Source organism: Corynebacterium sp. KPL4035 (assembly GCF_037908325.1).
Lineage (GTDB): Bacteria > Actinomycetota > Actinomycetes > Mycobacteriales > Mycobacteriaceae > Corynebacterium > Corynebacterium kefirresidentii.
In genome coordinates this window covers 1-11,969 of sequence record NZ_JBBMGF010000014.1, presented here as the reverse complement: position 1 = coordinate 11,969, position 11,969 = coordinate 1, and the positions used below count along the sequence as shown (strand labels likewise).

General features: G+C 60.2%; 13 protein-coding genes. 7 read left to right on the top strand and 6 right to left on the bottom strand.

Annotated features, from left to right (window positions below; all coding sequences use genetic code 11):
• Position 1: 1 nt before the first annotated feature.
• Positions 2 to 832 carry a DUF6928 family protein gene (locus WMP96_RS10565; RefSeq protein ID WP_301716741.1) on the top strand — a complete coding sequence of 277 codons (831 nt, stop codon included), beginning with the start codon at positions 2 to 4 and terminating at the stop codon, positions 830 to 832.
• On the opposite strand, the gene WMP96_RS10560 is transcribed toward WMP96_RS10565, so the two are convergent.
• Genes WMP96_RS10560 through WMP96_RS10550 form a run of 3 tightly spaced genes read right to left on the bottom strand, consistent with a single transcriptional unit; the run spans position 793 to position 3,730 of the window.
• The gene (locus tag WMP96_RS10560) at positions 793 to 1,599 is read right to left on the bottom strand and encodes a TrmH family RNA methyltransferase (RefSeq protein ID WP_301716742.1); all 807 of its coding nucleotides are present in this window, start codon (positions 1,597 to 1,599) and stop codon (positions 793 to 795) included. The genes WMP96_RS10565 and WMP96_RS10560 overlap by 40 nt on opposite strands.
• A gap of 9 nt (positions 1,600 to 1,608) precedes the next feature.
• On the bottom strand, positions 1,609 to 3,012 hold the full coding sequence (locus WMP96_RS10555) for an NCS2 family permease (RefSeq protein WP_301716743.1): 1,404 nt from the start codon (positions 3,010 to 3,012) through the stop codon (positions 1,609 to 1,611).
• Positions 3,013 to 3,061: 49 nt separating this feature from the next.
• Positions 3,062 to 3,730 carry a DUF3027 domain-containing protein gene (locus tag WMP96_RS10550; RefSeq protein WP_086588971.1) on the bottom strand — a complete coding sequence of 223 codons (669 nt, stop codon included), beginning with the start codon at positions 3,728 to 3,730 and terminating at the stop codon, positions 3,062 to 3,064.
• A gap of 38 nt (positions 3,731 to 3,768) precedes the next feature.
• On the opposite strand from WMP96_RS10550, the gene WMP96_RS10545 reads away from it, so the two are divergent.
• Positions 3,769 to 4,533, top strand: coding sequence for a glutaminyl-peptide cyclotransferase (locus tag WMP96_RS10545; RefSeq protein WP_340433362.1), 765 nt, complete (start codon positions 3,769 to 3,771; stop codon positions 4,531 to 4,533).
• Positions 4,534 to 4,539: 6 nt separating this feature from the next.
• Positions 4,540 to 5,118 carry a DUF2771 domain-containing protein gene (locus tag WMP96_RS10540; RefSeq protein WP_301716745.1) on the top strand — a complete coding sequence of 193 codons (579 nt, stop codon included), beginning with the start codon at positions 4,540 to 4,542 and terminating at the stop codon, positions 5,116 to 5,118.
• Here the strand turns inward: WMP96_RS10540 and WMP96_RS10535 are convergent.
• The gene (locus WMP96_RS10535; protein ID WP_005323875.1) at positions 5,115 to 5,495 is read right to left on the bottom strand and encodes a cold-shock protein; all 381 of its coding nucleotides are present in this window, start codon (positions 5,493 to 5,495) and stop codon (positions 5,115 to 5,117) included. The two genes, WMP96_RS10540 and WMP96_RS10535, sit on opposite strands and share 4 nt — an antisense overlap.
• Before the next feature lie 321 nt (positions 5,496 to 5,816).
• On the opposite strand from WMP96_RS10535, the gene WMP96_RS10530 reads away from it, so the two are divergent.
• A complete protein-coding gene (locus WMP96_RS10530; protein ID WP_340433359.1) occupies positions 5,817 to 6,446 on the top strand; it encodes a resuscitation-promoting factor Rpf1 domain-containing protein in 630 nt (209 codons plus the stop codon).
• A 99-nt stretch (positions 6,447 to 6,545) separates the two neighbouring features.
• Here the strand turns inward: WMP96_RS10530 and WMP96_RS10525 are convergent, their stop codons facing one another.
• On the bottom strand, positions 6,546 to 6,731 hold the full coding sequence (locus WMP96_RS10525; RefSeq protein ID WP_023022020.1) for a hypothetical protein: 186 nt from the start codon (positions 6,729 to 6,731) through the stop codon (positions 6,546 to 6,548).
• 66 nt (positions 6,732 to 6,797) lie between these two features.
• On the opposite strand from WMP96_RS10525, the gene WMP96_RS10520 reads away from it, so the two are divergent.
• The 3 genes from WMP96_RS10520 to WMP96_RS10510 are packed head-to-tail and all read left to right on the top strand — an operon-like array spanning position 6,798 to position 11,055.
• Positions 6,798 to 8,813 (top strand): helicase-associated domain-containing protein, encoded by a 2,016-nt coding sequence (locus WMP96_RS10520; protein WP_301716746.1) that lies wholly within the window; start codon positions 6,798 to 6,800, stop codon positions 8,811 to 8,813.
• Positions 8,810 to 10,435, top strand: a complete 1,626-nt coding sequence (locus WMP96_RS10515) for a DNA repair helicase XPB (protein ID WP_301716747.1) — start codon at positions 8,810 to 8,812, stop codon at positions 10,433 to 10,435. Before WMP96_RS10520 ends, WMP96_RS10515 begins: the two co-directional genes overlap by 4 nt.
• Positions 10,432 to 11,055, top strand: a complete 624-nt coding sequence (locus tag WMP96_RS10510) for a DUF3239 domain-containing protein (protein ID WP_023022023.1) — start codon at positions 10,432 to 10,434, stop codon at positions 11,053 to 11,055. The genes WMP96_RS10515 and WMP96_RS10510 overlap by 4 nt, the downstream gene beginning before the upstream one ends.
• Here WMP96_RS10510 and WMP96_RS10505 read toward each other — a convergent pair.
• Positions 11,052 to 11,735, bottom strand: a complete 684-nt coding sequence (locus WMP96_RS10505) for a hypothetical protein (protein WP_340433353.1) — start codon at positions 11,733 to 11,735, stop codon at positions 11,052 to 11,054. The genes WMP96_RS10510 and WMP96_RS10505 overlap by 4 nt on opposite strands.
• Between the last annotated feature and the right edge of the window lie 234 nt (positions 11,736 to 11,969).

The window sequence follows — 11,969 nt, the reverse complement described above, 5'->3', positions numbered from 1 at the left end:
CGTGGACATCTCTCACGCAGTACTCACTCTCTGGTACATCTCTAAGCCCAACGCAGAAGAGGTGCTAAAGACCGAGCCCAAGGCGGATCGCGGCTTTGGGCGAAAATTCCTCGCCCAATTAGACCCAACCTTCCCGGTCACCCCGATTGGGCAATTCCCGCTTAACCGCTCCGCGCAGACGGATCCACATGAGTACTACATCGGCGGCTACCCCGGCATCACCGTGGTACAGACGGTGTGCCAAGGTGACTCCGTCCTCCTCTCTCAGCTGCCGGAAACCCTACTCAATGCGGTCCCCGCCCAGCGCGTCATTGCGCTGGCGAGTAATGAAAAGGAAGGCTATGCCGGCTTCGCCCTGTGGGAAGGCGGCCAGCTCAAGCGCTGCCTGTGCGCTACGCGCGAGCACCTTTATGAAGACACCGGCCTGCCAGAGCCTTTCGAGGCGCCCTACTGGGCAGGAGAAAAGTACGAACCGATCGGTGGCATTTCCCTGCCCTTCGAGCCGCAGGGCATCATGGAGGCGGCCCAGGAGTACTGGCTCGGCATCGAGGTAGGACACGATGGCCCGGATCTGGACGTCGTAGGCTACGCGGTTGACGGCCGCCCAGAGCCGAAGATCGACCCGCCGAAGCCGAAGCGGACCGTGGGCGAGCTAGCTGCGCAGTCGGCCAATAAGCTGGGTCTGAACGATTATGACGATTACGAGGACCACAGCGCCGAGCCGGAATCCACTGGCGAGGAGATCATCTCCACTGCGAAGCATCTGGGCTCCCTCATCGGCAATTGGGGCGCTCAGACGTTTAGGTCGCTCAAGGAGCGCTGGCGTTCATAAAAGGAAATGGCGGCGGCCGTCGCCACATTGAGGGAATCCGTACCAGGGGCCATCGGTATGCGTGCGCGCACGTCGGTGGCCTTCATTGCGTGTTCGGTAAGGCCAGGGCCTTCCGCACCGACGAGCATGGCCACCTTATCCAAGCCATGCATGGCCTCGGCCAAATGCACCGCGTGGGGGTTGGGGGTTAAGGAAATGAGGGTGAAGGAGGCGTCGGCAAGCGCCTGCAAGGAACGCTGCCACGTGGTGAACCCGCCTTCCAAATGGGCAAAGGGCAAGCGCAGCACGTGCCCCATGGATACGCGCACCGAGCGTCGATAGAGCGGATCTGCGGCCCCTGAGCCGAGCAGCACCGCTTCCACCCCCATGCCGGCGGCGTGGCGGAAGATTGCGCCAATATTCTCGTGATCGCCCACGCCCTCCAGCACTGCGATGGTTTTCGCGGTCTTCAAAATCTCTCCCAGATCCGGCTCTGGGGCGCGGTCCGCGGCGGCGACAAGCCCGCGGTGCATATCAAAGCCCGCTACCTCTGCGAGGGTCTCGCGGGAGACCTCGTAGATGGGGCACTCAGGCTCGCCATACTCGGAAACGTATGCTTCCAGCTTCTTAGGAAAGCCCACCAAGCAACGCATGGGGAACCGGGATTCGGCCAGCCGGGAGACCACCAGCGGGCCCTCTGCAATGACGAGACCCTCGCCGGATTTATCGGATTTGTTGAGGTTCCGAATATCGTCCAGGCGAGGGTCTGCGGGGTCAGTAATCAGCATGCCTTTAGGCTAGCCGATAGCATTGGAAATCGGATCCATGCCAAAGAAAATCACGAAGAGGCCGGCCAAGAGCCACATGATCCAGTGCACCTCCTTGGCTTTACCGGCAAAGGTGGACATGAGCGCGAAGGAGATAAAGCCCACGCCAATACCGTTGGCAATGGAATAGGTAAAGGGCATGGTCACGATGGTCAGGAAGGCCGGAATGGCGATTTCCATCTTGGTCCAGCGGATCTCGGTCAGCTGCGCGGCCATCATCACGCCGACGATGACCAGCACTGGGGAGGCGGCCTCGATAGGCACGATCTCATAAAGCGGGGTCAAAAACATCGCGGCGAGGAACAACAGGCCGGTCATCAGGTTGGCCAGGCCGGTGCGGGCACCATCGGCAATGCCGGCGGAGGAATCCGCGAAGACGGTATTGGAAGAAGCAGAGCCTAAGCCACCGGCCACTGCGCCAAAGCCCTCTACGACGAGGGCCTTTTTCATATCGGGGAGGTTGCCGTCGGCGTCGACAAGCTTGCCTTGCTTGCCTAGGCCGGTCATGGTGCCCATCGCATCAAAGAAGTTGGTAAGCAGCAGGGTAAAAATGAGCAAGACGGTGGAAACCACGCCGATCTTGGTAAAGGCGCCTACCAGGTTCACATCGCCCACAATGGATAGGTCCGGAATCCCACCGAGCGCTTCTGGTTTGACGGGCGCGGCCATGCCCCAATCCTCGGAGCCGGTAAATGCCTGCACGATAAAAGCGATGATGGTGGTGAGCACGATGGCGATAAAAAGCCCGCCCGGCACGTTCCGGATGACCATGAAGGAACAGATAATAAGGCCGATGACAAAGACCAGCGCCGGCCAAGTGGAAATCGATCCATTAATGCCCAAGCCCACCGGCACGGTGGTATGCGCAGCGTCCGGCACGCGGGTAACAAAACCACCGTCCACAAGGCCGATCATGGCGATGAACATGCCGATGCCTACGCCCATCGCCGCCTTCATGGACTGCGGGATGGCGTCGAAGACGGCGGTGCGGAAACCGGAATTGGCCAGCAGAACGATGATGATGCCCTCGATAACCACCAGGCCCATCGATTCTTGCCAGGTCAGCCCGCTGGTGGCGACCATGCTCACGCCCACGAAGGTATTCATGCCCAGGCCGGCGGCCATGGCGAAGGGGTATTTGGCAATCGCGCCGAAGAGGATAGACATTACGCCCGCGACCAGCGCGGTGGCGGCAGCAACCTGCGGCACGCCCAGCGCGTAGCCATCTGCGTCCTCGGTGGTGCCGAGGATCAGCGGATTCAAGAGAATGATATAGGCCATGGCGAAGAACGAGACCGTTCCCGCGCGTAGCTCGGTTCCAATGGAGGAACCACGTTCAGAGATATGGAAGTAGCGATCGAGAGTGGCTTTCAACGCCTGCGCCTTTCACGTACAGCGAGTCTTACGCCATAAGTGTGCTGCCTTAATCCTCGAAATCAAAATCCTGGAAGATGGGTTTTTCATCATCGAAGGCAACTTCGGGGTTCTTTTCTTCCCGCACCCGTGTCTGCGAATGCGCGCCACAACCATAACGCGAGTGCACTACCCGTCCGTCCGCGGAATACTCATTGGCACAGACGCCGTAGTTTTCCATCAGCTCTACATAAAACGCACAGGTGCGGCATTGCAGGCGCGCCTTGGCCGCCATATCCGTATTCGGGCCACGCTCGGTGCGCCAGCGCTTCTTGGCGTCGTCCAAGCCGGACTTGGAAAGTTTGTCGCCGTCCAGGCGGGAATCATCTACGGCCGGTGGCATCAAATCACCCGGCCCAAGGTCGCCCGGCCGCACGCGATCCTCATAGGGCACCCATTCCGGCGGCTGCAGAGCCTCCCCGCCCGGCACCAGCGCCACTTCATTGACGGTGACGTAGCGCGATCCCTCCGCACAGGCGAGCACCGCCTGCCATTCCCAGCCGGGGTAGCCAGGCATCTCTGCTTCAAATCGGTGGGTAGCAACGTTTCGGCCCATCCCAGCGACGCCGATATGCTTGCCGACGCCCCCTTCCCCCACCTCATCCAGCGCCTCGCGCGCAATGCGCACGGCGCGGGAATCGATCAACGGATTTGCTTTTCGCTTACTCACGCCCCTCATTATTCATTATGGGGCGTACACGGTGGTACATATGGTGCATGTCGTTTCTTTCCCGCGCCGCCTGCATTCTCTTGCCCTGCACCCTCGTTGCCTGTTCATCTACCCCTGCAGAACCCGAAGTTGAGCACCTCTCCGTGGAGGTCTTAGGCACCGCTTCCCTGCCGGCCAATTCCTTTACTCAAGGCCTCGAAACCGATCCGGACGGCAATCTGCTCCTTGGCACCGGCCAATGGGGCGAATCCCGCCTGGAACGCTTCTCCCCCGAAACCGGCGAAACCGTATCCGAAACGCGCCTGGATAGCCGTTACTTTGGCGAGGGCATCACCCAGGCCGGGGATTCCATCTGGCAGCTAACCTGGAAGTCCGGCCAGGCCCTGAAATACGACCAGGACCTGCGCCAGGTCGATACCGCCGCCTACACCGGTGAAGGGTGGGGGCTGTGTAATAACGGCGAGGATCTTCTCATGTCCGATGGCTCCGCTACCCTGCGGCATATGGATCCGGAAACTTTTGCGGAGCGCTCGACCACCGACGTCAGCCTGGAAGGAAAACCCCTCGAGGACATTAATGAGCTGGAGTGCGTGGGCGATTCCGTCTATGCCAATGTGTGGATGGATGACAATATCTACCGCATCGATCCTTCCACCGGCCGCGTGACCGCCGTCATTTCCACCGACGCCATAGATAAATCCCGCTATACCGACCCCGATGACGTTCTCAACGGCATCGCGCACATCAAAGACGATGAGTTCTGGCTTACCGGCAAGCGGTGGAAAGAACTCTTCCACGTTCGAGTAAGGTAAAGGCCCATGGCAACCCGTAAGGAAGCAAGGAAAAAGTCGCTGCTGCAGATCTTGGCCCTCATCGTGGTCGTGGCAGTCATCGTCGCCGCCGTAGTGATCTTCCAGAACTGGTGGAACCAACGTCCGGGCCCAGATCCGCGCGACATCAAGGTGACCGCCACCGTGGGCGATAATTCCCTCGAGGTCAGCCCCTATATCGCGTGCGAGCCCGGCGCCGATTGCCCGGAGGGCGAGGTCCCGAACCTCACCGTGGGAGAAGACGACACCCTCAAGTTGGATATCCCCGAAGAGATTTCTGATCACGAGTGGAAGATTCTTTCCATCTACGATGACCCCGCCGCCAATGATGAAACCGCACACGGCGCGAACGAGACTACTGAGGTATCAATCCCCGGCTCCGTAGAGCCCATCAAGGCCTCCACCGGCAAGCGCCCCCGCCTCAAGGTGGTAGAGATTTCCTCCATGATGATCGGCACCGATGACAATGGTGACGAAACCCCCTTGGCCACCGTGTGGTCGCTCACCACGATGACCGATAAAGAACGAGAAGCCTCCGCGGAGGAATCCACGAAGGCTTCTAACTAGCTATCCAAATCCTTCGCAATTGCGCGAAGGATTTCTGCTACCTGGCGGCCGGTCTTGCGCTCCGGGTAGCGGCCGGAATTGAGCACCGGCTGAATCTGTGACTCCAGCAAAGTCATCACATCAGAGACCATGCTGCCGAGTTCCTCGGGCTTGCGGGCCGGCGTGCGACGACGCGGCTTATCCAGTACCTTGACGCGCAGCGCCTGCGGGCCGCGGCGCCCAGCCGCGAAATCGAAATCGATGCGCTGGCCTGGGAACAGTTCCTCTACTCCCTTAGGCAACACGTTGCGGCCGACATAGACGTCTTCATCGCCCGGGTTGCTGACGAAACCGAAACCTTTCTCGGCGTCATACCACTTCACTTTGCCAATAGGCATAGGTACCCACCTCTTCTCTAGGGGAAAATCTTTATTTTAGCTGCCTGGTCAAAACAACAGAAGTCGCGCACGCTAACGCGACACACCTCTGCCATGTGCCACAGATCACATATTGCCATTCACCTGCACAAATGTCCTCGCACGCGCCACATTCGCCCCATTCCTTTCCCATTTAGTGTCCATAACGTGACACTTTCGTTATAAACCGCTACGCTGTCCCCCAGACATTTAAGAGCCGTTAAGAAAGTTGCCCTCGCCCGCCCTTTCTTTTTGGTACATATTCTTTGCACTTAATGCGGGCACACAGAGAGGACTAACTACATGGGACGCCACTCCGCTAAGAACCGTATGGCCGCTAAGTTCACCGCCGGCACCGTCGCCTTCGGCGCCGCTGCTGCCATCATGGCACCAACCGCATCTGCTGCCCCAGATTCCGACTGGGACCGCCTGGCACAGTGCGAGGCCGGCGGCAACTGGCACATCAACACCGGCAACGGCTTCTACGGCGGACTGCAGTTCAACCAGCAGACCTGGCAGGCTAATGGCGGCGGCGAGTTCGCAGCTACCGCTGACCAGGCTTCCCGCGAGCAGCAGATCGTTGTTGCTGAGCGCGTACTTGCTTCCCAGGGCTGGGGCGCATGGCCGGTTTGCTCCGCTTCCCTTGGCCTGAACTCCGCTCCTACCCAGCGCACCGCTCCGTCCGCTGCACCTAAGGCTCCGACCCAGGCACCGGCTCCGGTTAAGCAGGCTGCTGCCCAGAAGTCCGACGAACTGGCCGTTGATGCCCTGTACAACACCATCAAGAACGCCGCTAACTCCTACGGCCTGGCTCTGCCTCCGCAGTTCACCGAGCTGTACAAAGCTAACCGCCACGACTTCAACAACTTCTACTCTGCCAACCGCAACGTCATCGACCCGATTGCGCAGATGATTGAGAACATCACCCGCTAAGACACAGCGAAGAAAGGCCCCTTGCTCATGCAAGGGGCCTTTTCTGCGTGAGGGAACGCTAGATACAAAACTTCCCCCGCACCGAGGCGGGGGAGTGCTTTAGCGGTTGATGCGAGTATAAGGGTGAACGTAGTTCAGCTTCTCTGCCGGCATCGGCAAAATCAGATCATCGCCGTAGGGGCTGGATGCACCGGCAAAAGGCGCAGAGATTTCCGTGATTGCGTGCTCGCGATTTTCGTTCTTCGGCCAAGCCGGGGAAACGTGACCCTTCTTTTCATTCGACATAGTCCCTATTATTTCAAACCTTGCGCAAAAACGTAACTCAATCGATAGCTAAACTGGGAAGTCATCATGACTCAGTCTTCCCATCTTCCGCATTTCCGCACGTGGCTTGCCTCCCTTGACGAAGAAGAGCTGGCAACAGTCCTCCGCAACCGACCGGATGTGCTCAATCCACTACCCCCAAGTATCGCCGCTCTTGCCACTCGGCTACTTTTGCGCACCTCTATCGCGCGAGCCCTTATGGACTGTTCTGCGGAGCTGCTCGCGGAAATCGAGGACATCGCGCGCCGTGGTGGAGAGCTCGAGGAGGTAGAAGACCTGCATCCAGAGATCACCCGCCAGCTCAAGGAGCGCGGACTAGCGTACGGCAACGTCCTCATTCCGCCTGAGGTCATGCCTGCCTTACCTACGGGCTGGTCCCTCCTCGAACAAATCCGAGTAAGCCCGGAAGACATCGCCGAACTGCCAGCTGAAGAGCGCAAGGTCCTCGAGACCCTGTCCCGGTCCAATGGCCTCGGCACCACGCGGGACGCAGCCGTTGATGCGGATCCGACGCGGCCTATCCCGCGGCTCATCGCCAAGCAGCTGCTCCACCGCGTTGACTCAACCACCGTCCGCCTGCCACGCGCCGTGCACCTTGCGCTGAACGGCAAAGCCACCGCGCCTATCCCAGTGGAGGGAATCACCGAATCCCCCGCTCCTGATTCCAAGGCCGATGATGCTGGCACTGCAGCCGGGTTATCCGTCGTGCGCGGAATGCAGCGTGTCATTGACTCCCTAGGCGCACGGCCGATAGAACTCCTCAAAGACAAGACCGTCGGCGTTCGCCAGCTCACCAATTTGAGCAAGTCCCTTAACATTGGCGAGGAGGAGCTGCGCCGCCTCATCGGCCTGGGCATGAGCGCCCGCCTACTAAGCCGCGGCGAGCCGAAAAACATGGAGGGCAATTTCCTCGCCCCGACAGAACTCGCCCAAACCTGGCTCGATGCGAACCTCGCCGAAAAATGGCAGCTCCTACTCGAGTCATGGACGACCTCCACGTGGACCAGCGAAGGCCGCACACTGGCGCACACCAATGACCGCCTGCCAAGTTTTAGGGAAAAAGTCCTGCAGGTCTATCTGCGCGGGGCGAAACCCACCTTCGAAGAAGCCCTCCGCTTCCACTTCCCACTCTTTGCCACGCATACCGCGGACGAGACCATCGCCGATCTCCGCGCGGAAGCCGAGTGGATCGGCGCAATCGCCCTCGAGCGCCCCACCAGCGTGCTTATCGAGGGCCCCGAGGCCGCCGCCCGCCTGACCCCAGATACGGTTGACTATTTCTTAATCCAGGCAGATATGACCGTATTGGTTCCTGGCCCGCTCGATCCAGAAACACACCAACGGCTCGAATCCGTCGCGGACCTTGAATCCCCCGGCTTGGCCAGTGTCTACCGCATCTCGGACGCTTCTTTGCGCCGCGGCCTTGATCGCGGGATGACCGGGGAGGAAATCCACGCCTTTTTCGCGGCACATGGAGAGGTGCCGCAGACGCTGGAGTTCCATATCGGGGACGTCGCCAAGCGCCATGGCACCCTGCGCTCCGGCCCGGCACTGTCCTACCTGCGCAGCGAGGACCCAGCTCTCCTCCAGATCGCGCTCAAGGCCGCGCCTTTGCGACTGCTCGCGCCCACCGTCGCTATTTCTCAACTGCCGGTACACGACCTGCTGGAGCGGCTGCGCGATCACGGTCTTTCTCCCGCGGCCGAGGACCACAACGGCGCGAGCCTCACCGTCGCACCCGAACCTGCAACGCTACCGACCCCCACCGCCCGTCGAGCCACCGCTTCCCCGGACATTGCGAAAGCTATGCGCAACCTGCGCGATGACTCCGCGCCTTCCGCTCCCAGCCTCGATATAGTCCACGCAGCCGCACGCACTGCCCGGCCGATCACCATTGGCTATGCGGATAAGAACGGCAACGAAAAGCACCGCACCGTTACCCCGCTGACGGTCGCGGGTGGGCAAATCGACGCCCGCGCATCCGACGGCTCCACTATCCGATTTCCCTTGCACCGGATCACCTCCGTTACGCTGGAGCCATGAATGGACCATTAATTGTGCAGTCGGATAAGACCGTCTTGCTCGAGGTGGATCACGCCCAAGCCGCCGAGGCCCGCGCCGCGCTCGCTCCCTTTGCGGAGCTGGAGCGCGCCCCCGAGCACGTGCACACCTACCGCATCACGCCGCTCGCGCTGTGGAATGCCCGCGCTGCCGGCCACGACGCCGAGCAGGTCGTCGACGTCCTAGAAAACTACTCGCGTTTTCCGGTCCCCCAAGCCCTGCTTATCGACGTCGCCGAGACCATGTCCCGCTACGGCCGCGTCCGCCTGCACGCCCACCCGGCGCACGGCCTCATTCTCGAGTCCGAAGAGCCACCTATCCTGGAAGAACTCTCCCGTGGCGCAACCGGAAAGCTCCTTGGTGCTCGCATCGACGAGCATTCCATCGCCGTCCCGCCCTCTGAGCGCGGCCGCCTCAAGCAAGCCCTCCTCAAGGCAGGCTGGCCGGCAGCAGATCTCGCAGGTTATGTCGATGGCGAGTCCCACCCCATCGCCCTCAATCATGACGGCTGGCAGCTGCGCGATTATCAGCAGTACGCCACCGAGGCCTTCTGGTCCGGCGGCTCCGGCGTCGTAGTACTTCCCTGCGGTGCTGGCAAAACCATCGTCGGTGCGGCGGCCATGGCCAAAGCAGAATCCACCACGCTCATCTTGGTCACCAATACCGTCGCCGGCCGCCAATGGCGCGACGAGCTCCTGCGCCGCACCACGTTGACGGAAAATGAAATCGGCGAATACTCCGGCGAAAAGAAGGAAATCAAGCCGATCACCATTGCCACCTACCAGGTAGTCACGCGCAAAACCAAAGGCGAATACCGCGCCCTCGAGCTCTTCGACTCCCGCGATTGGGGCCTCATCATCTATGACGAGGTCCACCTGCTTCCCGCGCCGGTATTTCGCATGACTTCGGACCTCCAATCGCGGCGTCGACTAGGGCTCACCGCCACCCTCGTGCGCGAGGACGGCCGCGAGGGCGACGTCTTTTCCCTCATCGGACCTAAGCGCTACGACGCCCCATGGAAAGAGCTCGAGATGGCCGGCTATATCGCCACCGCCGAGTGCATCGAGGTCCGCGTAGACATGGACGCCGAGGAGCGCATGCTCTATGCCACCGCCCAACCTCGCGACCGCTACCGCATCGCTGCCCAGGCTGCCGCCAAGCTACGCGCGGTCGACAAAATCCTGGCCCGCCACCCGCAGCAGGCGCTTATCATCGGCGGCTACGTCGACCAGCTCAAAGAACTTGGCGCGCATCTCGACGCCCCCGTAATCGATGGCTCCACCTCCACTGCTAAGCGCGAACGCCTCTTCCAGCAATTCCGGGATGGCAGCCTTCCCGTTCTGGTGGTGTCCAAGGTCGCCAATTTCTCCATCGATCTCCCCGAAGCCGCCCTAGCCATCCAGGTCTCCGGCACCTTCGGTTCCCGCCAGGAAGAGGCTCAGCGCCTTGGCCGGCTACTCCGCCCCAAGGAAGAAGAGGCGCTCTTTTATTCGCTGGTCACCCGCGATAGCCTCGATGCTGACTACGCCGTGCACCGCCAGCGTTTCCTCGCCGAGCAGGGATATGCCTACCGGCTTATCGACGCACTAGACTTAGAACAATGAAAATCTTCAAGTTCGACGTAGACGAGTCCTTTGCCAAGGCCAATAATGAGCTCTTGCGTGATTCCAACCGCCTTCGCCTCTCCGGCCTCGTGCTGGGCATCCTGCTCATCATCGGCGGCGCGGCCATCTGGTGGGGATTTTCCTGGGGCATCACTATCGGCCTGGGCATGATTCTATTCGGAATCATGGTGGCCATCGTCGGCTTTGCCGCCGCTCGTAAAGTTGGCACCGCCCAGCAACTCTATGACTCCTATCCCCTTGCTCCGGCCGTCATCGCCGAAGTAAATGAGCGCGATATGGTCTTGCTCGCATTGGTTAATACCAACGTGGATCCCTCCTTGCCTCCCCGCTGGGCTGCGTGCCTGCGCACTGTGACCGCCATCCCCGGCACCCAACGGACCGTAGGCACCAAGGTTCCCGTTGCGGCTGTTTCTGGCCGCGCGGACAACAACCACTGGCAGCAAATCACCCCGATGCCCATCGCTTGGGGCACCCCCGACGCCGAGACCGTCACCATCGCTCGCAAATCCATCCCCCAAGACCAGTGGCAGCGCCTCGAGCGCGCCCGCAAGCGCCTTTCCGACGTGAAGGCTACTAAGTTCGACCTGCTGGTTCTCTAGAGCTCCAAAAGCCTTTCTGGATACAGCACTGCTTCAAGGAATGGCCACGTACTAAGCACCTGCTTTGCGACGTCCTCCTCGCGCTCGGGATACCATTTCCTCGCTAAATCCACCCAGTATTGTCCGCAGGACCGCGCTTGCCAGTCTGAACCAGATTCGGTTCCACGCTTCGCGTACTCCCACGCGGCATCATACTCACCGATTTCTTCCAAGGCTCTAGCTAACCCTTCGAAAAAGACCACGTAGCCGTCCTCAGCCAAGTGTGTACGGACGATTGCTTCGACGTTCTGATCTAAAACCGCAAAACGCTTCTCCATATACTTGCGTCGGAAAGCATCTGCGTTTTCCGCCCAAGCTCGGACACGAGCCAGTCCATCTTCTCCGAGGACCTTTGAATAAGCAACGGGGTCGAGCTCGAAATAATCAACCTCAGTGGTCTCATGGAAAGCGATAAACCATTCCGCCAGCACGAGCGGATCAGGCTTCGCTCGCTGTGCGCTCTTTGCGTGCAGCTCAATGAGCTCTTCAACCACCTCACTCAGCATGCCAAGTGAGTCATCCGCGTTAGCGATCACACCGACGGCAATCTCCAGCGCCTCTTGCACAATCGAGAATACTTCGGCTGAGTCCTCCGATGAGTCCTCTACGGCAAAATCGAGCACGCAAATTCCATCTTGCATCTTCAGCGCGCGCCTAGCTGCCCGATCCTCATCGAGAAAGGATCGGGTCCGACTCCGAAAAGATGGCAAGACGATATCAGCCAATGAGCTCATGTGTGCAGCCTCCTCGCTACGCTATTAGTCCACTTTAACGAGACTCTCTGCCCTCCGGCACTCTTCTTTTTGTTCTTTGTTGTTGTAGTGCGAGGTATTGTGCCCAGGTGTGGTTCCAGTGTGTTTGGTGTGTGGCTAGGG

Bases quoted from the DNA above. Each gene is read 5' to 3' on its own strand.
- WMP96_RS10520 (WP_301716746.1), top strand. From the start codon at position 6,798: ATGACTCAGTCTTCCCATCTTCCGCATTTCCGCACGTGGCTTGCCTCC.
- WMP96_RS10545 (WP_340433362.1), top strand. From the start codon at position 3,769: ATGTCGTTTCTTTCCCGCGCCGCCTGCATTCTCTTGCCCTGCACCCTC.
- WMP96_RS10560 (WP_301716742.1), bottom strand. From the start codon at position 1,599: ATGCTGATTACTGACCCCGCAGACCCTCGCCTGGACGATATTCGGAAC.
- WMP96_RS10525 (WP_023022020.1), bottom strand. From the start codon at position 6,731: ATGTCGAATGAAAAGAAGGGTCACGTTTCCCCGGCTTGGCCGAAGAAC.
- WMP96_RS10505 (WP_340433353.1), bottom strand. From the start codon at position 11,735: ATGCAAGATGGAATTTGCGTGCTCGATTTTGCCGTAGAGGACTCATCG.
- WMP96_RS10530 (WP_340433359.1), top strand. From the start codon at position 5,817: ATGGGACGCCACTCCGCTAAGAACCGTATGGCCGCTAAGTTCACCGCC.
- WMP96_RS10515 (WP_301716747.1), top strand. From the start codon at position 8,810: ATGAATGGACCATTAATTGTGCAGTCGGATAAGACCGTCTTGCTCGAG.
- WMP96_RS10540 (WP_301716745.1), top strand. From the start codon at position 4,540: ATGGCAACCCGTAAGGAAGCAAGGAAAAAGTCGCTGCTGCAGATCTTG.
- WMP96_RS10535 (WP_005323875.1), bottom strand. From the start codon at position 5,495: ATGCCTATTGGCAAAGTGAAGTGGTATGACGCCGAGAAAGGTTTCGGT.
- WMP96_RS10510 (WP_023022023.1), top strand. From the start codon at position 10,432: ATGAAAATCTTCAAGTTCGACGTAGACGAGTCCTTTGCCAAGGCCAAT.
- WMP96_RS10550 (WP_086588971.1), bottom strand. From the start codon at position 3,730: ATGAGGGGCGTGAGTAAGCGAAAAGCAAATCCGTTGATCGATTCCCGC.